Below are 21,981 nucleotides of genomic sequence, written 5' to 3' on the forward strand. Positions count from 1 at the left end.
TAAGCCGAATAGCAAGTAACACATGGAATGTACATAATAGGCAACTCTATTCTGTGTGTTCTTTTTATTTTCATCTATTCACTTCATCCAAAATTGTATGAGAAGGGGAGAAGGATTATTTCTTCTTCAGCCCTTCAAAAATATGCACTTCTGATTATAGTAGAAGTAAATCTTACTGATACACAATTATTAAAGGTATAAACTGCATTTTTTTGTAAAAAGAATGAATTTCGGTATAAAAGAACAATAAAGGATAGGTATTGCATAAGGAGGGGATTAGGTGAGGATTAAGGGACATTATGTAGAGAAACGAGATGTTATCTCTTGTAAAACCAGTGATACATTAGAACAAGCATGGACCGTTTTACAACAAAGTGGATTTCGCTGTATTCCCGTTTTAGATGAAGAAGAGCAGTGCTTCAAAGGAAATATATATGAAGTAGATTTGCTTAAGAAAATGGATCCGAGTAGTAAAAAGCTACCTGTTCATAGCATTATGACAGATAAAGCGGAATATATCAAAGAAGATGCTTCGTTCTACCAAATCTTCTTTACGATTAAACGTTTGCCGTATATTGCAATCGTAGGGGATGATGAAAGGTTTTTAGGAATTCTTACCCATGCAAAAGTGATTGGACTACTGCAAGAAGCGTGGGGAGACGGGTACACACTCACCCTCGGCACCATGGAACACGAAGGTGCTCTGCAACGCTTAACAAAAGCAATCAACAAATATACAACCATTAAAAGTTTAGTAACCTTAGATAAGGAATCTCTTTTACGGCGTATTCTTGTGACATTACCAAACGAACTTTCTCCAGAAGACTATGAAAAAGTGAAAGCGGAAATTGATCATATCGGTTTTTGAATTGTATACGAAGAGAAGACGAATGTTTTGCAAACGCCGAATAAAGGGACTACTTCTTCATCGACTTTGTTTTAGTGTTTCTTCCTGTAAAACAAAAGCAAAAGAAAGCCAAACGGCCTCCTCTTTGTCATACAACTCGGGATGTCTAAAATACCAACTCATGCGAACTTTTGGTCATCACCTTTAGGCGGTTCTGTTTGTTTTTTCTCTTGTTTCGGTTCTTGTTGTTCCTCTTGTTCATTTGGTTTGTTTTGTTCGTCACTCATTCGTATTGCCCCCTTTTTAAATAGGATATCTAACCAACGACACGACTAATTCTTGTCCAGTTACAGAAAATAATGTATAATTTGCAATATTATATATATTCATAATGTTTAATATCAGTAAATTTTATAGAACTAACAATAGAATATCCATCTGCTTATGATTTCGACTATAGAATGGACACAAAATGGTAAGAGAAGGGGACATTTTTTTCAATAAAATTGTGGTAATATTTGTTAAGTTATATAATGGGATGTGAAATGAAATTTATAGTGGTTATGGGAAGCACGGGGGTTACATACACAAACATACGCACAGGAGGAACAAAATGGAGCAAACCATCGTGAAAATAGACGACATCAAAAAAAAGTCATGGACCTCATAGAAGAGAACGTACATAGAGAAGTAACCTTTGATACAAATCATAAAGTTTCAGGGATTTACATGCTATATGTGGATCACTTTAAATCAGATACGATTATCCCTTTTTATATTGGCCAATCAGGCAATATACAAAAAAGATATGGGGATCACGTGAAAGAAGTAATGGCATTAAACCGCATTTCTAATGAAGAATATATGACATATTTCTTTGCGTATGAATCTCCATACTTTAATGGTAAATACAAAGCATGCAAAATATTTAAGTATATGATCGAAAATCAATGTACCCTGAAAGATTTGCGAATGGTGATTTTAGAAGAAGTGGAAAAAACGGAACTAAAAGAGAGAGAGCAAACTTACTTTGAAAAGCTATCTCCTGCATTTCTAGGGTTTAATCAAATGAATACGATTCATGAAGCTAACCTTTTAAAGTTAGCCAGAGAAATCAATGATGAAATCATTTCGAAGTTTCTTCATGTGTTCCAAATGGATTTAGATCATTTATTTCAATATAATAAATTTGGATATACCCAGTTTAACTACGAAAATTGTTTTCCAAAAGGCTTATCATTTATAGAAAAAAGAATAGATATATTACAAGAACGTACCGTTTTGCAATATGAAAAAGCGAATAGTGATTTAGAGAAAGTAAAAATTCTATTCCCTTATGAAGAACCGAGTTGTGATATAGAAAAGAGTCAGGCATTCATAGATGCAACAGAGGAAGCATTCCAATGTTCAGAAGCTACGTACCAGGATGCTGTTCTTACACTCGAAGCAAGCCTAATTGAAAAATTTGAAGAACTAGAGATTTATAAAACTATCACACCAATTAATAATTTTATTAAGAGTATTGCAAACAACGAAGAGCCGAAATTTAAAAATTACTTTCTTAGATACACGAAATCAGTGGAATGTGAATCAGATTTTTACGAAATGTTTGCTGATCAAATTGCAATTGTAGAGGATGCCTTAATACACCGAAGTACGAAAGAAGAGCAAGTTCAGGCTGCTAGAGGTACCTATGATGATTGTATATTAGAGAATCGTAAACATGAATATCGTCTCATTTTTCCACCCGCTCCTTATCCACGGTTCCCTTTACAAGATCAGCGGGAGAGAATGAAACGCGAGAAACAAAAGGAACAAGGAATTAACACATGTGATGTTTCATTTTATATTTCAAATGATGGTGTACAACGAAACTGGGAAATCGAAAAACTACCTGATATTTTAAAAATATGTTATTCGTTTACTGATCATATAGGGGAAAGAATAGAAAACGAATACTATATCGAGAATACTTTTACAACAGGATGTCAATCTGGAATTAGGTACATTCTAGAGGGATTTCACAACCCTTTCCAAGAGAATGGGTATAAGCTTTCTGGCATAATCAATGGATATTATAACAATTCCTTTATTTCACTGGTAGCGGAATTCAAACATGGAATGAATGACTATACCATTCAAAATCAATCATTAGTCCCGTTAGTTGACGTGTTTGAAGAGATACACCAACTTACTGACGAACATACTGTTTTTCGCATATTTTCAACAGAAAGTTTAAATTGTTTATTACTCTGTATGAGTGCAAACGAGCAAAAACATCCGATTGCAGAAAAATTACTAAAAATGAAAGTGAAACGAATTAAGAGATAATATAAAAAAAGAGACAATGAGTTTTAAACTGTACCCTATCGAATAGACACTTTAAAAAAAGTCTATTCGATAGGGTATTTTTTGTATAATAAGAAGAAAATTAGAATCGGAGAAAATTCAAAATGACCAAAAAGTTATTTACTAAAACAGAAATAGAAGTCCTATCAAAGAATCCATACGTAAAATCTATAAGTGAGAAAGGAATTACCTACACAGATCAATTTAAACAAATTTTTATTGAAGAAAATGAAAAAGGAAAACCTCCTCGTATTATTTTTGAAGAATGTGGATTTGATATAGATGTCATTGGTATACAACGTGTTGTGTCATCAGGAAATAGATGGCGTACTTCCTATAAGGAAAATGGTGTGTTTGGTTTAAGGGATACACGTAAGGAAAATTCGGGAAGAAAACTAGAAAGAGAACTTACATTAGAAGAGAAATATGCACGTTTGGAAGCGGAACGAAACCTATTAAAAGCTGAAAATGAGCTGTTAAAAAAGATCAAACTTATGGAAGGGAGGATGGGAAAGAAATAACGTTACACCCTAGTCAAAAGTACCTATTAATTCGTTCTATTATTGAAAAATATAGCCTGAAAAATATGGTGAGATATTTGTGTGAAATCGCAGGTGTTTCGCGTTCTGGATACTATAATTATTTTTCCACTACTTCTCAAAGTAGGCGAGAGAAAAGAATGCATCAAGATGAAATGGTGAAAGTGATTATATTAAAGGCATTTCGATTTAAAAACCGAAAGAAAGGCGCTCGTCAAATCAAAATGACATTGGCGGGTCAATTTCAAGTTGTCTACAATTTGAAACGCATCCGTAGAATCATGAAAAAATATGGGATAATCTGTCCCATTCGTAAAGCGAATCCCTATAAAAGAATGTTGAAAGCGACGAAAGAACACTTCGTGGTACCGAATCAATTAAAGCGAGAATTCAGGCAAGGTGCACCTGGAAAGGTACTTCTGACAGATATCACATACCTGTTTTATGGTAAGAATCAGAAAGGATATTTATCTACCATTCTAGACGGGTCCACAAATGAAATTTTGTCGTATCATGTTTCAGAACGACTTACACTAGATATCGCAACGACGACTCTTCACAAACTAAAGAAGAATAAGAGAGTGCGATTAACGGAAGGGGGCCTATATTCATTCAGATCAAGGAGCTCATTACACAAGTCCTACCTATCAAAAATTAGTCAAAAAATTAAAGCTGGGACAATCTATGTCAAGACGGGGAAACTGTTGGGATAATGCCCCTCAAGAATCTTTTTTCGGGCACTTTAAAGATGAAGCGCACATAAAAACTTGTACGTCTTTCTCCCAGTTAAAACAAGAAATTAAAGACTATATGAAATACTATAATCAGCATAGATATCAATGGAATTTAAAGAAGATGACTCCTGTTGAATACAGAAATCATCTTCTTGATACCGCCTAAATTTTTTAAAATGTCCTTTACAAAGGGTACAGATTATTTAACAGTTGTCTCTTTTTTTTTACACCATCTCCTTAAAATACCTTCACAATAGAGATAACCACAGTAGTAAGGGTGCAACACGAAGCGATATTAAAACGCATTTGTTAGGGGGCATATCTATGAATTTGGAACGATTAGCTGGCATTTGTGAGGATGAAATAAAACGGTGCGAACACCTAAGTGGGAAACGTTTAGAAGAGAGATCGAACGATTGACTAGTGAATTATGTGATAGCGGAGAGGAGCCAAGAAAGGCCTATTTACAAGCTCAGAAACAAATGAATACACCTGATGAAGAAGAATTCGAAACTTGTGATATGTGCAACGGGAAGGGCAAGGTGCTCACTTTAGATGGGGGGAAGTTGATTTGCTTTATTCGTGAATGGCTCTAGTTCTAATACAAACAGGGAGGCGTTAAGATGAAGGAATCAATTGCGTTATCTCAGTACATTGAAGAACAAACAGGAAAAACGTGGATTACTATCGCAAACGAGACACGTAAAGAATTAGCAGGTACAATGGCGTACGATGAAATTGAGTATGAACTGTCTAAACAGTATCAACGGTTTGTAAAGGATTACGAACATCATAAATAGTTTTAATCTTAGCTATTAAAAATAAATCAGGTGCATCACTTATATATAGTGGTGTACTTTTTTGAATTCGAAATACATTCATTTACAACAACTTAAAGAAAGAATGTCTTAAGCTCACATATCAAGGATAAGTAATAGATACCTTATGAGCAATAAACAGGAATATGATGGATTCCGTCGAAATAGTTATATACAAAAATATACGTTACTAAATCAAAAGGAGGAGTAAGGCAGTGGTTAAATTACGAAACACCTCTTCAATATAATATGTTTGAGGAGGAAGAATGAATGACAATAACCTTTAATAATAATAAAGATATAAAGATAGAACAATTAGAAATATTATATAAAGATGTGCAGTGGTATGCATATACTGAGAATATCAAAGTCCTATATCAAGCCATTTCACTGTCTTTAGAAGTTATATCTGCTTGGAATGGGGAAGAATTAGTGGGATTGATTCGTATTGTGGGTGATGGATTAACTATCATTTATATACAAGATATTCTTGTATTACGTGCTTATCAGAACCAAGGAATAGCTTCTCAACTCATGCAAAAAATTCTATGTAAATATAAAACAGTTCGTCAAAAAGTACTATTAACCGAAGAAGCACCAGATGTAAGACACTTTTACGAAAAAAACGATTTTCTTTCTTGCGATAAGGGTTCTTTAGTCGCATTTGCTAAATTAAGTTAGAGGATCCGCGTTAGATTTGTTTAACTCACTTTGGAAGTTATAAGAAAAAGCACCTAACAACTAGGTGCTTTTTCTTATGACTGTTTTGTGCTCTTATTTTTAATTTTAATTAGGTGTAACTAACAATGCAACCAGGAGCAGTGGTAGATCAAAAAGGATATGAGCAATTGCGCTTGCCCATATGGAATTGGCTTTAAATGCAATCCAGTTGAAAGGCAGTCTTCCTAGACCAATTACGAAAAGAATTTGAATTAAATTCCCCTCATAGGTAGAGTAATGCGCCATACCGAACAAAAATACGCCAACAAGTGTTATGAGAATCATCGACCATTTTTTGCTTACCCCTTGTTTTTTCAAAAAGTATATCCCCAGGATAGATGGAACTAAAATTAAACATTCTTCCCCAATCAAACTGCATATAATTTTCACCAGGTGATATACAAATTGGAGTGGCGTGTTGTCTACAAAAATAGTAGTTTTTCCATTCGTAGCAACTGGAAAATGAAAAACAAATTGTACTAAAAATGCAATAACCCAAGTTTGGATGATAATCCATATGAGTCCAATTACAATGATTTTCGTTGCCCCTTTTTGTAGGGGACCAAAAGCGGACTGAATGCCGTAAAAGCCATAGTTCAAATATAAAGCTATTACACCAGCTAGCGCTAAAAACGTAAACTTAAATGGAAGAGCACTATAAGCTAAACCTATGTAAGCCATACAAATAAAAAATATACTAGTGATTACACTAAATATACTACTAGGTTGTTTATGATAAAGACTGTTCATGTTGTTATTCTCCTACGTTTCTAGTTTTATATTTGGATAATTTTTCCGAAAAAATCCCCTTCCTATTTTACGATATGAGGAACAAATGTGAAAGCTTACTCGTTATAATTGCTAATGTCTCTCATTATTGGTTTCTTCCAGCCACTTAGAAACGGATTCTTGCATGCGGGATTCTAATGATTGTATTGTTTCATTTGAGATAGTGAGTGCTTGATCCGCATACTTTTTCGGAAACATTTTGCGTAATGTAGGCTCATTTTCTGCACCATCGCCAGGTTCACGGTAATCTTCAATGATGTAATCATCCCCATTTTTCGTAACCGTCACACGAACTGGATGTAAATGTCCTGCTTGAGAAACAGTCTGCGTTTCATGATTATATCCTTGCATGAGGGAATGAAGGTAGACATACATTTTTTCATCCTTCATCTCAGTTCCATAGATTAAATGCGTCTCAAATTGTTTTTCTGTATCATTTAATTTGTTTTGATTCCAGTCGATGATACTTTCTGAAATAAGGGAATCTAATTTGCTGTTAAGCGGAATTTCCTTAACATTCTTTGCATCATTTTGGCCAGAATCACAACCAGTTGCAATGAAAAAAAGTATGACAATGCTTACGGTAGTCATTATTCTCCTCAAAATCTTATTTTCATATGTTAATTCAAAACGTCTGTTCATCTATTCACTCCATTTCTCTTCGTTACGATCATCCTCTGATTCAAATCTCCCATATGGAAATAGAAAAGCCGTCTATAAACTAGAAAATTATTCTATCCAAGGAAATATATTGCATTATATAATACATACTATACCATCCTTACAAATAACGGGAGAGACTCTATGAGAAAAGTTATAATGTATTTCGGAATCTTTTTTATGATTCTTTTAAGCGGTTGTATCCGATTCGGAAAAGACACCACAGATACGATCTATCTCATTCCTGAAGCGTACGAAGGAGACCTTCTGGTTCTATACAACGTACCAGGAGCTGAGTTATTGCCAGAAGAAGATGGTTTTCGTGTCGTCACATTTTCTGCAGCCGTAACAGCCGTAACATCTACAGCTAATATGAAATATGGGACAGTCAACGATACTTATTACACGGTCAACAAGGAAGGGAAGCGTACCAAACTTGACGAGAGTTGCATCCGCGTTGGTTCAAATGGAAGCACAACTGAAAACATTGGTGAAGAAAATGATCACACTTTCCCATATGCAAATTTGGAAGTTACACCTAGTGCATGCTCACAAAACTTTTCATCCAATGGCAGAGAAGTACCAGAAAATCAAGAACATCCTGCAGAGAATAAACTGAGGGATCTACTGGCGCGTGTAAAAGAGCAGTATATGAATGTGAAAAACTAAATGGCATAGTTTTGAAAAAGGGTGAATAGATGGATGATGATAGGGATAGGTTTGATTGTGTTAGGAATTTTAATTGTCAGCATTGTGTCATACCGAGAAATAAAGAAAGCAGGGGGCGTAAGCTGGATCCAAATTGTAGTCTACCCCTTTGGATTATTAATAGGTGCGCTACTCGATCACTTCGATCTGCCAGAGTTTTTAATATTTTTAGGTTTACTATGTATTATATTTGGTAGCTGCATGGTCATGGGCGTCAATATTCTATAAAAGCGATAGAAAAGCATCTAAATAGGATGTTTTTTTATTTTATCTTGTAATTCTTATTTTTTATATCTTGTATAGTTAAGATCAAGGCACAGAGAGATAGCAAAGCAAGTATAAAGCTTAACCAGTTAAATTTACTGTCCATAATAAGTATTGAAATGAAGATGACAGAAAAATAAAATAAACTCGCGATGAAAATATATACGTCACGTTTTAAAGACTTTAAAGTTCCCATTCGTTTCACCTCTACTTTTTGGCGTTATGTTATAAAAAAGAACCCGCACGTTTGCAGATTCTCCTGGTGATGATTTCTAAAAATGTAACTCAGTTCTAATTCTAGAATATATTGAGTTACTATAAAAATCAAATATAAAATTATAAAATAATCTTATACAAATCTTATTGCGATAGAAACACAGACCGAATCATAACAGTTTTAAATGGATCCAATTCGATTTCGGCCATCCCAGAATCCGCATCATAACTAATGACACATCCTGTCATTCCTTTTAAAATGCCAACTGTGGCATCCGCATTGACTGTTACGGCTTTCATCGCATTCAACTCCGTTTCTATAATAGGCTTTGACTACCCATGTGGTCATTAGATTAGTCAGTTAACAAAAAACGCACCATAATTGAGTGCGTTTCAGACAAATATACCTACATGTTTTACTTTGTAATTTGGAAAGAACCACCATAATAATACGAATTGTCCACTTTTAGCACTGCCACATATGTACCTGGTGTGTAAACCGTTGTGATCGGTGTAGTGAACTTAGAATAGTAGTGGTGTCCAGCCTCACTTGCAGAAATGGTTTTGTAGCGCTGCAACTCACCATCTCCAATCAGACGATAAATCTTTACAACACCCACATCTTTTCCGCCCGTATACACCGTCGTATCAAACGTACCACCTTGCTTTAACGTACCAGGGGCTAACTCTTGCAGATAGTCCGCATTGTGATGCAATAAGAAAAACGTTTGCCATGGCCAATCATCTACAACAGGTGAAACTTGTTTAATTGCATTAACTTCAGCTCTCGCTTTATCAGGTACCGTACTGTCTAAAACGATAAGACTTGAAAAGGTTAAGGCGCCCATCAAAGCGAATGAACATAACTTATTCATGTTTAATTCCTCCCGTATATCCGACATTGTTCCAGTTATCTTACAGGTATTAGGGTAACATCCAGTAATTGGGTTATCATCCCGAAATCAATATATCATTTTCTTTAAATTTACTCAAATTAGAATTTTCGAACTATAAGAAGGTTACACAATAGAATTCGGTAATTATTGTAGAATTTCTACAATTAACAACAAATTTCAGAATATTCCCTGTGTTTCGGGGACAAACATAGGATTGGAAGCATTACAAGTACGTCAATCAGTAAGCGAAACAACAGTCTAGAATTTGTACTGTAAGGTTTCGCATACAAAAAACGTTATCCTTTCCGTGTTTTCACAAAGATGAATAACGTTTTTTCTTGTTATGGAGCCAATTGTTCGTTTACATAATAGTGGCGCGCCAGGATTCTTGTTTACTTTTTCATAAGAGAGTGTAACAATTGGCAACGCTTTACTTAACTAATTTTTCGTAGGTGATCCTATAGGATGGCCTGCATCATCGGTTTGTAAGCGCTGTGTTTGAAATTTTGTTAGGAGTATTGCATAACTCGATGGAGAACTATCATATTCGAACATAACTGCACCATCTTGCCAAATGCCATTTTCTTTAGAATAGCTACTGTCCAATGGATCACCTTGATTCATATGAACGTTGTGTACACCAAGTCCTACATCGAACGGTTCTCCGAAAATATACACTCTTTTTACACCTTTTAAACAAGCTTCCATTAGCTCAATTACGTTATTCCCATTTTCGGGTACCCAGGGATGGGGACCAAGTACACCTTTGTGACGAATCACATCCATTGCGCCTGAATCTGCATCTGATGCTAAACGGTAAAATCCGTCTTGTAAGGTAATGATGTTCTCAAACTTGTTTTTGTCTAGATGATCAATATGTTTATATTCTATTTTAATATTAGTTCGAGATTTCAAATTAACGGCACACTCATAAATACCAGCGGAATTGTTAACAAATATAAGATAATGAGGCCATCTTCCTTCTTCATCAGGCGGTTCAATATAATGTTTGTGCACACTTCCAATAATTACCCCATAACCATTTTGTAGTGGCATTGTATTCCCTCCAATAGAAAAACTTTGTCATTATTCTGCCCAGAATGTTTCCGAAAAAACACGTACCTAGCACTACTGTATTTCCACAAATATGTTTTCAATTCGAAGGGAGTTTCTATTTCGTGGTGTATATGTACGTCTTTATGTCCAAAAAAACAACAAATGTTTGGTATGGAACGCCCCTAAACAAATGTAAATTAAAGAAAAACCACAAGTATGTCATTTTGTGGTTTTTGCTATGAATTAATTTCTTATGATGATACTCCAAATATCTTTCATTCTACTACGCGTACTAATTTTCTAAAATCAAATAGAAAGAACTCCATTTTTCCCTTGTTAAATTGATACAATCTTACATTATCTAATGAGGGCCTTTTAATAGATACTTTGTTTTTTGTGATCCAAAGATACCCATTATTATCAAGTTCTCTATCATAATCAGCACCTAAGGACGATGCTTCTTTTGGCCTTATATTCCCCCAAGTATCCGTTGCAATTTGTTCTAAGTATGAGAATAATGCAGCAAAGTCCTCAGGAGTAAACGTAAAAGTGAATGTATACTCGTTATTACGTTCTTCTTTCTCAATTTCAAAAATAACTGCGGACTTTTTGTTTGTAATACGTAACATGGAACCGTTTTTTGTTTGAAAGATTCGTGTTTGCATATCAACGACACTCCCATTTGTTCGTATTGTACACAGCATTCATGTAGCCACATTACTAACATACAGACTTGAAAAGGAAGGGGACTAATAAAAGGCAGGGTCTTTTTAGAGCAGAATGCCTTTTTGATACTCGTATATCTCATTTGATTTTTGCAGTAACACATTATCGTCCTAAATCATATAACTCGGTTTCGTGGGGATATGGATCGTCATACAGATGCTACCTAATCGGTGTAATAACAGTTCCGTTTGTTCCCAGGAAAAATGCTGTCCATAGGGGCGGAATCCCGCTTGATAACAAGCTTTGCATTCTTTTACATTGGATACTTGATCAACAAATGTCTGCCGTTCACCTGATATTGTAGCTCTTGTTTCATCCCACTGATGCTTCCTGTGAGTTCTACAACACCAAACACATCAATCTGTTCTTCCTCTGTTTTATCAATTGGCCAGTAGCTAGTTGGAATATATGAAAATGTAATACGCATCTTCATCAACCTTTCTACGTTTTTTCTATCATACAGAAGAAAGAACGGAGGTGATAAAGAAATTCTATTTCTCCCACTCGTCAAACTCCAACATTTTCCGTTTGTACGTTACTATTTTTTTAGAAGCGGGGAGTCTGTACTAAACATAACACAGGCACGAAAGGGGACTACAATTTGCAAACATATACATGGAATCTAGGAGATACGTCAGTAACATTTCAAAACGGTTCGATGGTGCCGTTTCAAGAAGGGGAACCTGCTACATCGACAAGAGACATGATGTATTTTTACTATGACGTTTTACTACAAGTACGCCAGGAAACGCGTCGCATTTTGGTTCGCAATCATCCGACAAAAAAAGAGGGATACTTATTAGAACATACAAGAAGTATTCCTGATTATTTCCGAAAAGTCTGGTATCATCAAACGGAAATTGCTAATCTATTCTGGCGAGATATGTTTGTACGTCTAGAAAAATATCAGTATGAAGTGAAGAAGTCGTACGAAGAAAAAGTAACAGAAACGAAAGAATATAAAATCACAATTGGTTCCATCCCAACAGACTCAGAATCCGATAGCAATTTCGTTCTGTTTATTAATGGGGTAACGGAAGAGAAATTACAAGAACTCGCTACAATTGTTCATCAATTTACAGAGGATACCATCCATCGTTACAATCACGGTGTTGAAAAAGAAATAGGATAACAGAAGAAAACACACGGTTCCAAATTGGCATTCCGTGTGTTTTTTGAAGTATGTTTTTCTCGTCACATACTTTGCTTAAAAGTATTATCCCGAATAATCGTTCTTTTTTCTTATATAAGAAAAGATAAATATCCACATTGCCATAATTACACCAAAAATAATAAGTCCGTAAAACATGGATTTAATTGTTAACCAAAATACACTAGGTTCTTCACTGTCTCCATTGCTACCCTCAATTTTTTTATATTCACCAATTGTAACTTTTTCACCATTTTGTATTACGCTGTATAGCAATTTGTCATCTTTCTGTGGTTCGAAATACACTTCCGTGACACCTTCCCGATAGACACGATAGACATCATCTTGCACAAGTTCGAATCGATCATTTTTTTCTTCATAATTGACAGTAACAATTTGATTATCAATAATTAATTTCGCCTTATCATTATCCATAATTTTAATATTATAACGAGGCTTACCATCTGTACTGTATTCTCCGTAGACATCCGTCTTATTAAACATAAAAAACATCACAATTACAATGAATAAACACCCTAAAAATATGTATTCCCGTTTCACTCCTACATCCCCCTATAGTGAAAATGTCAATCCATTTCACAATGATAATCACCTAATATTACCATAATTCAAGGAAGATTTTGTAGGGGAATATTCTTTCTACTCATAATTCTTATATTTAATATGTGAATATAATATGTTGTGATTTGAAGTAGAAACAGCGCGTGTTTCAAATACAACATTTTTATCTACTTGATGGCCTCTTATCTTTCCGTAAGAGGTCCTTTTTTTTATTCCTGGGTATGCCAACGTGATTCCACTTAATTTACACATACGTTAAAATATTCTCTTCAAAGATAGCCGAGGCTACTGCATTGCAAAATTTTCTTGTCTTTTTTTCTTTGTACCAAATCATACATTACTGAGTAATCGATAATTTATTCCTTTTTTGTATAATTTTCGTAAAATTACTTTGACCCAGTATTTATTTCACTATAAAATAATATAAGGATATATTCTGTTAGCGGCTATATGCATAGGTATGTCCTTTTTGTAATTGAGAAGGACGAAATGAAACCTAACACTTAAACGGGAGCAGCAGACAATACATATCATGAAAACGAACATAATGGACTGTCTATGGATATAGAAAAGAAAAAAGGGGCTATATTTGAAATGAAGATGAATAAATCATTCAAGGGTATTGCATTAGCAGGGCTAAGTGTAAGTTTCTTGCTGGCAGGTTGTACAACAGAAACATATGGACTTACACAGTCAGAGTATAGACTGGTAGATAAAGAATTTAAAGCAGATAAAATGGTAGAAGACATGAAGCGTTTGCGCTATAGCGATGAAGAGATTGAAAGACAACTAAGAGGTGCATTAGCTACAATTAAAACTGAAAAAGAAGAGAAGAAGAATAAGCCTGAAAAGAAGGCTGAAGTTAAAGCTGAGTCATATAGTAGAGAAAGTAAACCAGAAACAAACAAGTCAGGATACGATAACGATGTAGAGGGGTATCCTACAGACGAAGTAGACAAAGCAGATAAGAAGATGGTAAAACTATCCGAAAAAGAGTATCCGTATCGTTTATATGAACTATTTGTAAACATTCAATATGAAGTTAAGGAACTAGAGAAGAGAAACAATTTATTATTTACAGGAGATAAAGATCACATATTTCGGGTATTAGACCAAATAAGAATAGTTAAGAATGATGTAAACGAATTTGCAAACCTAACTCCACCTTCCAAATTTGAAGAATACTACGAGGATGCCATCCTAAGAGGGGTAGAAGATATTAAAGGAAACTTACTTACAGTAGAAGATGCAGTTAAAAAATATGAAGATAATACGTACAGTACATCAAAAATGAAAGAAGTTGTAGAAAAAGGTACGGAGAGTATAGAAAACGGGATTTATATGTGGTTTGGACTATTTGAGGAGATAGACGAGAAGTACCCTGACGCAAGGCAAAAAGCACTTGATAAGATGAAAAAGGATATGAAGGATTCTGTCAATAAAACCTATATTGATGATGATTCAGTTCCTGACCCTAACGATGGAATTATTGAACTATCTACTAACGGCAAAGAGTTAGTAGGAGTGTGGGATTTTTATAGATTTGAAAAGTTTACTTTTAGTATAGACTTCAAAAAAGACGGTACTATGACCATGTATGATAGTGAAGACAAAGAACAACAGAAGAAAAACTATGCAGCAGGAAAATGGTCATACGATGGAAACAAGAAACAAATAACCCTATCAATCAAAGAGTATATAGAAGGCGGTAAGAAAAAAGACGAGGACGATTACCCACCGAACTTAACCTTAACATTGAAGTCTCTCAAAGATGATACTTTACGTATGGCCGATGAAAGAGGTAACATTGAAAAAGCGAAGAAGCGAAAGTAATTGAGTATAAAAATGGAAGTAAATAAGCTCGTTACTCTAATACGAAATCAGGAGTAGAAGATACTGAGAAAGCCCCTAAAGAGAAACTAATATGTTTGAAGATGTATGTTACTGATTTTCAGTATCCTGGCTATCTATATGACATAAGTGTAATTGGTAGAATGAAAGCCACGGAGGGCTATAATGGAGCCTATTATGAAATTTATTTTACATTTTGTATTTTATTTTGGAGCACTGTTTCTTATACTTGGTAGTGCATTGGTTTTATTTATTGTGGCTGCATTACCAGTAATCAGGAATAAAAATCTATCATTCATAATGATCAGTTTAGGGATAAATATACTTGCCATTCCAGTGTCTTTTTTTATAGGTGGGATGGCAACAGCTTCCCCAGGTAGTACGATGCTCGATTTTTGGAAAGTATTTTTCTTTATTCAGGTATTACCGCTCCCCCTCCTACTTCTAGCTATGGTTTGGTGGTTTGTTCGTCGGAACAAAGAAAAAGCTCACAAGTAGAGTATTAAATAGATTTTTACTAGCGATCATGATTCAAATAAGCTGTCCATTTGGGCAGCTTATTGTATTTTTCTGCTAAGTATGATTTTTTCCAAGATGCTTGTGATCCCTCTAAAAAAGTTAAAAGGAAGGTGAAACATAATGGAATCCTATCAAAAGTTAGCCCACTTGTATGCATTAGGACTAGGCTGCGGACTATGGAACAGGGAGGAAGTTATTTCATGGTGCGATAGATTGATTGAAACAAATGACCACCCGCCTTATGAAATTATGGAGATATCATTAATGTCTACAGCAAAAATGGTATGTATAGAATCGGCTTTACTGTCATATAGTCGCACAGTTAATGAGAAAACCTCGGTAAACATCCTCCTTTCTGTCATAAATGAAAAGCTAAATAAAAAGAAATGGAATGTTAAACGAGCTATTACTTGTTCCACTCGTTTACTAGTAAACAGAGGTGTGTATTGGGAAGAGGAATATTTTGATTTATACAGCCTTGATGATAGCTATGAATTAGCAAAGGAAGGTATCCATTTTGATAAAGAAGATGTGATTTCTGCTTATATCGATACATTAGGTGCTTTTCGTGTCCATTTTAAAGAGTTTGAGGAACTCTATTTGAAAGTCATGAAACAAGAGTGGGAAGGGTAGAAGGCAGCCGAACAAACTTACTGAATCGTAAGAGCTACTCCCCGTATTTATTTAAAAAAGTGATGCATTATGATTGCATCACTTTTTTCATCTCTTTACTTTCTACATAGATTTTTGAATCATTAGTCCAGGAGCGCCAATCCTAATAATCTCCTACCAATTGCAATATTTTTATCCGCCCAAAAAGAATCAGCTAAATGCTTTTGTAAGGACGGAATCGTATCCGTTTTAATCCACTTTTTATAGTGCGGCTTCATCACAAAATCTTGTTGGCACTTTATACCTAACGTAATTTGTTTTTTCCCGAGTTTAACGTATTCCCCGAAAGAATTCTCCTTCCTCAAGCGTGTGAAGAGCGTAGCCCAACGATAGGTGGGAGATGAATTTCGGTTGGCGTAGCCAAAAGGATTTGCTTTTTATTTTGCCTCTGATATAATCGGTCTGGTTCTGTTGCAAAGTTTTTAAAAGTAAGCTAAACTTTTTCAAAACAGAGCGAGGAGAATCACAAATGAGATATTTTAAAGGAAAACAATTTAAGAAAGATATTATTTTAGTAGCCATCGGCTACTATTGTCGTTTTTCTTTAAGCTATCGCGATGTATCTGAACTTTTGAGAGAGCGTGGCATATCGGTTCATCCAACAACTATTATGCGTTGGGTCCATGAATATGGAAATTTGATCTATCAAATCTGGAAAAAGAAAAACAAAAAGGTACAATCATCGTGGAAATTAGATGAAACTTATATAAAAGTGAAAGGAAAATGGCGTTATTTATATCGTGCGATCGATAAGGATGGATATACATTGGATATTCAACTTCGAAAAACAAGAGATCATCAGGCAGCATATGCCTTTATGAAAAGATTGGTGAAGGCTTTTGGAGAACCAACGGTTCTTACAACGGACAAAGCCCCAGCGCTACTTTGCGCGTTTAACAAATTAAAAGAACAAGGTTTTTATAGACGTACAACTCATTGTACAGTCAAACATTTGAACAATCTCATTGAACAAGACCATAGACATGTAAAAAGGCGTTTTGCCAAATCCACAGGATTTCAAAGCCTTCGTCATGCTTCACGTCCCTTGAAAGGTATTGAAACCGTTCATGCTCTATATAAACGAAAACGAAGTTTGCAACAACCAAACTTCGTTTTTTCGACGTATAATGAATTACAACAATTACTAACGATTGAATAAAACCCATCTGCAATCATACCAACTTTTTCTCTGTTAAGAAACTTTGCAACAGAACCCTTGACATAATATCAAATTTAGATGAGCAAAGCTATTTCAAGTGAATAGAATCCACTCTTTAAGAATACATAAAATATATACATACAAGCTTAGTCTGATCACTACATCATTAGTGAAAGTAGAATTCTATAGATTTGGGAGGAAGAGATATGCAAAAAAAGGTTCTCCTGTTTACAGATTTGGGGATTGATGATGCGTTTGCTATACTGTATACCTTTTTTCGTAAAGACATTCATCTTGTAGGAATTGTAGCCGATTATGGAAATGTATCAAGAGAAAATGCAATAAGAAATATTAACTATTTGAAGTACATTGCGGGAAGAGAAGAGATACCTGTATTCCTTGGTGCTTCTGTACCGTTGACAGGTATATTGATTCAGTATTTCCCTGAGGTACATGGAAAAGTCGGATTAGGACCTATCATTCCCCCAGAAATTTCATATCCAGTTTATCCTTTAAATGATATTTATCAAATTATAGAATCAAATTTAGAAGATCTTACAATTATCAATTTAGGAAGACTTTCTTCGCTAGCTACGACTTTTGTATTGAATTTAGAAACAATGCGAAATGTTAAAGAATGTATTTGCATGGGGGGAGCTTTTTTCTATCCAGGTAATGTAACTGCCGTGGCTGAAGCTAACTTTTACGCAGACCCTTATGCAGCAAACTTAATTCTGCAGTATGCGAAGAAGTTGACAATTATTCCTTTAAATGTGACTCAACATGCGATTGTTACACCCGAAATGGTTCAGAAAATAGATGAGTTTCATCGGAATACACAGGATCTTGCAGGACTCATCATCAAACCTATGTTAGATTATTATTATAATTTCTATTCTAAGTCTAATCCTGGTATAAGTGGAAGTCCTATGCATGATTTTGTAACAGTGTGGTATTTGCTGAATCAAGAGGCTGTTAGTCTTTCAAGGGTACCCATTAAAGTCATTCCTGATCAAGGGGAGGGATTTGGTCAAAGCATTGCAGACTTTCGTTTTGTTACTAATCCAGGCTATAAAACACATAATGTAGCTTTTCAGTTTGATTATGAAAGATTCAAGAAGGATATTATGGAAACATTCCTAAAGAAGAGAGTGTAACAGACTTTATTAACTTCAGATAATACGGATTATGTGAATGAAATATCACTGCACTTAACGTACCGGAATTCGACTTTATTAGGTTGAAATTCGTCTAGCATACAAAACTTCCGAAATGTTGGCTGTATCCTATCACTATCAAGCTAACAAAATAAAATCCCCCTAATTGCTGGTCCATTAAAATTTTAACTTGATGACCATGGGGTAGCACCACACATCCATCAACTTAAGAAGAATAAACGCCACCAAAACAAAAAAAGCCCCAAATTTTTCTTGAAAATGAAGTGAACCCGAATAGTGGTACATGAAAAAAACACCTCCTGAATTCGCATACTAAGTATGCAAATTCAATGGAGGTGTTTTTCGTTTGAAGACAAGAGTTCATTACCCAGAAGAAATAAAGTGGAAAGTGATTGAAATGAAAAAGGATGGTTATTCAAATCACAACATTATGGAGAAGCTCGGTATTAAAAATGTTTCCCAAATTAAGACATGGATGAAATGGTATCGTACAGATCAAACGTATCGTTTTCAACAACCTGTAGGAAAACAATATTCTTATGGAAAAGGGCCAAAAGAGCTAAGTGAATTAGAACAACTACGTTTAGAAAATAAACATTTAAAAACAAAATTACTTGTATGGGGAAAGTATCTGGAAATCGAAAGGAGTTGAAACCAGAAACTGTAGTTACTTTATGGAGAGATGTAAAAACAAAAATAACTGTAAGAGAATTATGTAGCGTATTAGAATTACCCCGTTCCACATTTTATCGCTGGTTACAACGAACGGAACGTCTTAAAGATGATATAGAAGAGAAGATAAAGGCCGTCTGTCTTAGGCATAAATTACGGTATGGATATCGAAGAGTGGCCGCCACTCTTCGAAAAATGGGACTGTGTGTGAATCATAAAAAAGTATTACGGATTATGAGACAATATCATATACTCTCAAAGGTGCGTCGAAAGAAAAAGAAATATATGAATGGTGCGGAACCAGTGGTAGCTCCTCATCGATTGGAACGTCAATTTGAAGCATCAGCCCCAAATGAAAAGTGGTTTACAGATGTGACTTACTTATTATTTTGGGAGCGTACCTTGTATTTATCAACGATTATGGATGCCTTTAATCGTGAAATTATTAGTTATGTCGTCAGTGAGTCACAAACACTGACATTAGTCATGAAGACATTAAAACAAGCAATGAGAGGACGAAAAGTAAAAGATGTCATCCTTCACTCGGATCAAGGGAGTATTTATACAGCGAAGGAATTTCAAGCATGTGCCAAAGAAAACGGCATTATCACCAGCATGTCCCGGAGAGGAAATTTCCATGATAATGCCGTCATGGAAAGCTTCTTTGGTCATTTAAAAAGTGAAGCTCTCTACTCAAAAAAGATAACAAAAGTATCCAACACAACTGTGCGAAAGATTGTGCTAGAATACATTCATTACTACAATTGTGTGCGAATTCAAGAAAAATTAAACCACCTATCCCCTAAAGAATTTAGGGAACAGATGGTTTAGGTGTTTTGATATGTGTCCCGCTTTCGGGGTTCACTTCAAAAGCAGTGGGCTTTTACTTTAAATATGTTGAAAATCATTTGATATTACGACAGTATGTTTATTTAACGCTAATTTTATGTTAAAAATTAATTTGGTTTTATATAATCAATGTCAGAGATCGCTATCAATATATGTAAACATCTATGATAAAAAAAGGTGATTTTCCAAGATTATAAATCTATAATTTAAAAATCATCTAATAAATCCTCAAATTTTGTTAGGAGGGGAGTTCATGTAGCAATTAAAATTTCACTTTTATTAATCCTCGACTAAAATTTACAATGAAGGAGGGTATACATGGAGAATGTTCTACAATTATTTCGAGATGCAATATTGATATCAGAGCCGCTCTATAAAAATAATGCGGAGTTGTGGCAAAAATGGAATTCTTATTATGAAGAAGTTAAAGAAAATAATAGTAAGATTGTAACCTCGTTTTATTATTCTCCTTCATTTTCAATGCTTGTGAAGTGGCTTGAACAAAAGCAAGGAAGTGGCCTCTCTTCTTTGCAAATATTCACAAGTATAGAGAAATATAAAATTGAAATCAACGAAACTATTGGTAGATTTGTTGAACAAGAATTTCCGAAAGACAACAAAGTTAATAATATAATACCTAAAATTTTATTTGAATCTACTCACAAAAACGTGCTTGAAAACTACCTTGAAGTGAATAACTCTGCAGTTTATTATAAGTTAAGGGATGGAATAGCAAAGAATCAATTTGAAGAAGATGAAAATACAAAATTACAGTCGTGTCTAATTGAAACGAAAGATAGTAATGGAGTAGCAAAACTCTCTTCTCACAAAGATGAAGATTTAAGGTTAGCGAACATTGAAGAAGCAGCTCGATGGAATACATTAATTGATGGTGTAATGAGTAATATGGACGATCTTACCGCAGACTGTTTAGATACAATTACAATACAGTGGTTGAATCAAGCAAAATCTCCAGACGATTTTATTGATTTCAGCTATGAAAATGTACTAGATATGTGTAATATGCCAAAAGCAACAGCAAACGGTATAGAGTATTATCGTGCAGAAGATAAAATTAAAATTGCACAACGGATAGCTGCCTTGGCGAGTATCTTTATTTATTTAAATGATGACAATGAGGTCGTGGTTTTAAATGATCGTGCAGAAACTGGTAAGCAATTTGAAATGAAACGTGAAATAATTAAAAGACTTTTCGTTTTAGATTCTGTAGTTCTTTGGAGAGATAAAAATACCAATGATTACGTAGGTATTGAATCTTGTAGAATAAAGCCAGGTAGCTTTTTATCGATGTATTTATACGAATCTAGTAGCACAACAGCGTTATTATCTAAAAAAGCATTGGAGTATAATAGTTATCGCCACAAATTCCATAAGCGACTCATTCGCTACTTATCTTGGCAGTGGAGAATTCGACAACAGTACAGTAATTTAAAAAGACCATATTCGATTGGTGGAGAAAAAGGACTATTATCTGTTATAGGGATTAATATAGCTAAGGGGCGTCCACACCGTATTCGTGAGCAATTAGAAAATGTGTTAATAGATTTAGAAAAAGAAAAAGTTATTTCACATTGGGCGTACACTAAAGATTTAGATGAGACACAGTTTACAAAGAAGTATTGGTTTGAAAATTATTATTCACAGTTAGGAATAGTGATTTTACCACCAGAAGAATTAATTAATTCTGTGGGGAAAATGAAAACAAGAAAAAATATAGATGTAATACAAGGGGAAAATCAAATTGTAAAAATAAATAGTAAACCTTTGAATACAGATGAGAATGAAAAATTGATTCGAGAGAAACTAGTTTTTTTTCATACTAAAAAGAACATAAAAATGAGAGAACTTTCGGAAGAAATAGATATTTCGCAACCTACTCTTTCCAGATTCTATAATCGAAAAACAAAGCGTCTTTCTGAAAATGCTAGAGACAAATTAAGTCACTGGTACAATAGACAAATTATTATTGAAAAAATGTAAAGAAAGAATATCTATTTTATTGAACT

The 21,981-nt window shown here is 34.6% G+C and carries 24 protein-coding genes and 1 pseudogene; 16 read left to right on the plus strand and 9 right to left on the minus strand.

Features of this window, described 5'->3' with window-relative positions:
- Positions 1-280: 280 nt before the first annotated feature.
- The 6 genes and pseudogenes from cbpA (at position 281) to QCI77_RS28445 (ending at position 5,968) form a co-directional block, all read left to right on the plus strand.
- On the plus strand, positions 281-868 hold the full coding sequence (cbpA, locus tag QCI77_RS28420) for a cyclic di-AMP binding protein CbpA (protein WP_353825885.1): 588 nt from the start codon (positions 281-283) through the stop codon (positions 866-868).
- 636 nt (positions 869-1,504) lie between these two features.
- Complete coding sequence (locus QCI77_RS28425) at positions 1,505-3,178, plus strand: hypothetical protein (protein ID WP_353825886.1); 1,674 nt, start codon at positions 1,505-1,507, stop codon at positions 3,176-3,178.
- Between the two features lie 122 nt (positions 3,179-3,300).
- A pseudogene (locus QCI77_RS28430) lies at positions 3,301-4,635 on the plus strand (IS3 family transposase).
- Positions 4,636-4,885: 250 nt separating this feature from the next.
- Positions 4,886-5,065 carry a hypothetical protein gene (locus QCI77_RS28435; protein ID WP_353825887.1) on the plus strand — a complete coding sequence of 60 codons (180 nt, stop codon included), beginning with the start codon at positions 4,886-4,888 and terminating at the stop codon, positions 5,063-5,065.
- A gap of 27 nt (positions 5,066-5,092) precedes the next feature.
- On the plus strand, positions 5,093-5,269 hold the full coding sequence (locus tag QCI77_RS28440) for a hypothetical protein (protein ID WP_353825888.1): 177 nt from the start codon (positions 5,093-5,095) through the stop codon (positions 5,267-5,269).
- A gap of 288 nt (positions 5,270-5,557) precedes the next feature.
- Positions 5,558-5,968, plus strand: a complete 411-nt coding sequence (locus QCI77_RS28445; RefSeq protein ID WP_353825889.1) for a GNAT family N-acetyltransferase — start codon at positions 5,558-5,560, stop codon at positions 5,966-5,968.
- Between the two features lie 105 nt (positions 5,969-6,073).
- On the opposite strand, the gene QCI77_RS28450 is transcribed toward QCI77_RS28445, so the two are convergent.
- Together QCI77_RS28450 and QCI77_RS28455 are read right to left on the minus strand one after the other, a co-directional pair.
- Positions 6,074-6,757, minus strand: a complete 684-nt coding sequence (locus QCI77_RS28450) for a CPBP family glutamic-type intramembrane protease (protein WP_353825890.1) — start codon at positions 6,755-6,757, stop codon at positions 6,074-6,076.
- A gap of 111 nt (positions 6,758-6,868) precedes the next feature.
- Complete coding sequence (locus tag QCI77_RS28455) at positions 6,869-7,438, minus strand: peptidase M56 (protein WP_353825891.1); 570 nt, start codon at positions 7,436-7,438, stop codon at positions 6,869-6,871.
- 162 nt (positions 7,439-7,600) lie between these two features.
- On the opposite strand from QCI77_RS28455, the gene QCI77_RS28460 reads away from it, so the two are divergent.
- Both QCI77_RS28460 and QCI77_RS28465 read left to right on the plus strand, forming a co-directional pair.
- Complete coding sequence (locus QCI77_RS28460; protein ID WP_353825892.1) at positions 7,601-8,125, plus strand: DUF6843 domain-containing protein; 525 nt, start codon at positions 7,601-7,603, stop codon at positions 8,123-8,125.
- A 33-nt stretch (positions 8,126-8,158) separates the two neighbouring features.
- Positions 8,159-8,392, plus strand: coding sequence for a hypothetical protein (locus QCI77_RS28465; protein WP_353825893.1), 234 nt, complete (start codon positions 8,159-8,161; stop codon positions 8,390-8,392).
- 396 nt (positions 8,393-8,788) lie between these two features.
- On the opposite strand, the gene QCI77_RS28470 is transcribed toward QCI77_RS28465, so the two are convergent.
- From QCI77_RS28470 to QCI77_RS28490, 5 genes are all read right to left on the minus strand, one after another.
- Positions 8,789-8,944, minus strand: coding sequence for a hypothetical protein (locus QCI77_RS28470; protein WP_353825894.1), 156 nt, complete (start codon positions 8,942-8,944; stop codon positions 8,789-8,791).
- Between the two features lie 116 nt (positions 8,945-9,060).
- The gene (locus QCI77_RS28475; protein ID WP_353825895.1) at positions 9,061-9,519 is read right to left on the minus strand and encodes a DUF5065 family protein; all 459 of its coding nucleotides are present in this window, start codon (positions 9,517-9,519) and stop codon (positions 9,061-9,063) included.
- Between the two features lie 459 nt (positions 9,520-9,978).
- Complete coding sequence (locus QCI77_RS28480) at positions 9,979-10,596, minus strand: DUF2278 family protein (RefSeq protein ID WP_353825896.1); 618 nt, start codon at positions 10,594-10,596, stop codon at positions 9,979-9,981.
- Between the two features lie 275 nt (positions 10,597-10,871).
- The gene (locus QCI77_RS28485) at positions 10,872-11,261 is read right to left on the minus strand and encodes a hypothetical protein (RefSeq protein WP_353825897.1); all 390 of its coding nucleotides are present in this window, start codon (positions 11,259-11,261) and stop codon (positions 10,872-10,874) included.
- 314 nt (positions 11,262-11,575) lie between these two features.
- A complete protein-coding gene (locus tag QCI77_RS28490; protein WP_353825898.1) occupies positions 11,576-11,833 on the minus strand; it encodes a hypothetical protein in 258 nt (85 codons plus the stop codon).
- Positions 11,834-11,923: 90 nt separating this feature from the next.
- On the opposite strand from QCI77_RS28490, the gene QCI77_RS28495 reads away from it, so the two are divergent.
- On the plus strand, positions 11,924-12,454 hold the full coding sequence (locus QCI77_RS28495; RefSeq protein ID WP_353825899.1) for a hypothetical protein: 531 nt from the start codon (positions 11,924-11,926) through the stop codon (positions 12,452-12,454).
- An 84-nt stretch (positions 12,455-12,538) separates the two neighbouring features.
- Here the strand turns inward: QCI77_RS28495 and QCI77_RS28500 are convergent, their stop codons facing one another.
- The gene (locus QCI77_RS28500; protein WP_353825900.1) at positions 12,539-13,033 is read right to left on the minus strand and encodes a hypothetical protein; all 495 of its coding nucleotides are present in this window, start codon (positions 13,031-13,033) and stop codon (positions 12,539-12,541) included.
- A 615-nt stretch (positions 13,034-13,648) separates the two neighbouring features.
- Between QCI77_RS28500 and QCI77_RS28505 the strand changes: the two genes are divergently transcribed.
- From QCI77_RS28505 to QCI77_RS28515, 3 genes are all read left to right on the plus strand, one after another.
- Positions 13,649-14,887 (plus strand): DUF3994 domain-containing protein, encoded by a 1,239-nt coding sequence (locus tag QCI77_RS28505; protein ID WP_483298997.1) that lies wholly within the window; start codon positions 13,649-13,651, stop codon positions 14,885-14,887.
- A gap of 195 nt (positions 14,888-15,082) precedes the next feature.
- On the plus strand, positions 15,083-15,403 hold the full coding sequence (locus QCI77_RS28510) for a hypothetical protein (RefSeq protein WP_483299001.1): 321 nt from the start codon (positions 15,083-15,085) through the stop codon (positions 15,401-15,403).
- 141 nt (positions 15,404-15,544) lie between these two features.
- Entirely contained in the window at positions 15,545-16,057 is a 513-nt protein-coding gene (locus QCI77_RS28515; RefSeq protein ID WP_353825903.1) for a protein kinase, read from the plus strand.
- Positions 16,058-16,179: 122 nt separating this feature from the next.
- Here the strand turns inward: QCI77_RS28515 and QCI77_RS28520 are convergent, their stop codons facing one another.
- Positions 16,180-16,314, minus strand: coding sequence for a hypothetical protein (locus tag QCI77_RS28520; protein WP_353825904.1), 135 nt, complete (start codon positions 16,312-16,314; stop codon positions 16,180-16,182).
- A gap of 251 nt (positions 16,315-16,565) precedes the next feature.
- Here QCI77_RS28520 and QCI77_RS28525 point away from each other — a divergent pair, with 251 nt between their 5' ends.
- From QCI77_RS28525 to QCI77_RS28540, 4 genes are all read left to right on the plus strand, one after another.
- Positions 16,566-17,255: an IS6 family transposase gene (locus QCI77_RS28525; RefSeq protein ID WP_353825905.1), complete on the plus strand. Its 690-nt coding sequence runs from the start codon at positions 16,566-16,568 to the stop codon at positions 17,253-17,255.
- 206 nt (positions 17,256-17,461) lie between these two features.
- Positions 17,462-18,412 (plus strand): nucleoside hydrolase, encoded by a 951-nt coding sequence (locus tag QCI77_RS28530; protein ID WP_353825906.1) that lies wholly within the window; start codon positions 17,462-17,464, stop codon positions 18,410-18,412.
- 367 nt (positions 18,413-18,779) lie between these two features.
- A protein-coding gene (locus QCI77_RS28535; protein ID WP_353825907.1) for an IS3 family transposase occupies positions 18,780-19,936 on the plus strand; the annotation gives its coding sequence in 2 pieces (ribosomal slippage) (positions 18,780-19,032 and positions 19,032-19,936; 1,158 coding nt in all).
- 336 nt (positions 19,937-20,272) lie between these two features.
- Positions 20,273-21,955: a helix-turn-helix domain-containing protein gene (locus QCI77_RS28540; protein WP_193648229.1), complete on the plus strand. Its 1,683-nt coding sequence runs from the start codon at positions 20,273-20,275 to the stop codon at positions 21,953-21,955.
- The last annotated feature ends 26 nt before the right edge of the window (positions 21,956-21,981 follow it).

The sequence above is a fragment of the Bacillus cereus group sp. MG9 genome (genome assembly GCF_040459995.1).
Classification (GTDB): domain Bacteria; phylum Bacillota; class Bacilli; order Bacillales; family Bacillaceae_G; genus Bacillus_A; species Bacillus_A mycoides.

Bases quoted from the DNA above. Each gene is read 5' to 3' on its own strand.
- QCI77_RS28425 (WP_353825886.1), top strand. From the start codon at position 1,505: ATGGACCTCATAGAAGAGAACGTACATAGAGAAGTAACCTTTGATACA.
- QCI77_RS28440 (WP_353825888.1), top strand. From the start codon at position 5,093: ATGAAGGAATCAATTGCGTTATCTCAGTACATTGAAGAACAAACAGGA.
- QCI77_RS28445 (WP_353825889.1), top strand. From the start codon at position 5,558: ATGACAATAACCTTTAATAATAATAAAGATATAAAGATAGAACAATTA.
- QCI77_RS28450 (WP_353825890.1), bottom strand. From the start codon at position 6,757: ATGAACAGTCTTTATCATAAACAACCTAGTAGTATATTTAGTGTAATC.
- QCI77_RS28455 (WP_353825891.1), bottom strand. From the start codon at position 7,438: ATGAACAGACGTTTTGAATTAACATATGAAAATAAGATTTTGAGGAGA.
- QCI77_RS28460 (WP_353825892.1), top strand. From the start codon at position 7,601: ATGAGAAAAGTTATAATGTATTTCGGAATCTTTTTTATGATTCTTTTA.
- QCI77_RS28465 (WP_353825893.1), top strand. From the start codon at position 8,159: ATGATGATAGGGATAGGTTTGATTGTGTTAGGAATTTTAATTGTCAGC.
- QCI77_RS28470 (WP_353825894.1), bottom strand. From the start codon at position 8,944: ATGAAAGCCGTAACAGTCAATGCGGATGCCACAGTTGGCATTTTAAAA.
- QCI77_RS28475 (WP_353825895.1), bottom strand. From the start codon at position 9,519: ATGAATAAGTTATGTTCATTCGCTTTGATGGGCGCCTTAACCTTTTCA.
- QCI77_RS28480 (WP_353825896.1), bottom strand. From the start codon at position 10,596: ATGCCACTACAAAATGGTTATGGGGTAATTATTGGAAGTGTGCACAAA.
- QCI77_RS28485 (WP_353825897.1), bottom strand. From the start codon at position 11,261: ATGCAAACACGAATCTTTCAAACAAAAAACGGTTCCATGTTACGTATT.
- QCI77_RS28505 (WP_483298997.1), top strand. From the start codon at position 13,649: ATGAAGATGAATAAATCATTCAAGGGTATTGCATTAGCAGGGCTAAGT.
- QCI77_RS28510 (WP_483299001.1), top strand. From the start codon at position 15,083: ATGAAATTTATTTTACATTTTGTATTTTATTTTGGAGCACTGTTTCTT.
- QCI77_RS28515 (WP_353825903.1), top strand. From the start codon at position 15,545: ATGGAATCCTATCAAAAGTTAGCCCACTTGTATGCATTAGGACTAGGC.
- QCI77_RS28520 (WP_353825904.1), bottom strand. From the start codon at position 16,314: ATGAAGCCGCACTATAAAAAGTGGATTAAAACGGATACGATTCCGTCC.
- QCI77_RS28525 (WP_353825905.1), top strand. From the start codon at position 16,566: ATGAGATATTTTAAAGGAAAACAATTTAAGAAAGATATTATTTTAGTA.
- QCI77_RS28530 (WP_353825906.1), top strand. From the start codon at position 17,462: ATGCAAAAAAAGGTTCTCCTGTTTACAGATTTGGGGATTGATGATGCG.
- QCI77_RS28540 (WP_193648229.1), top strand. From the start codon at position 20,273: ATGGAGAATGTTCTACAATTATTTCGAGATGCAATATTGATATCAGAG.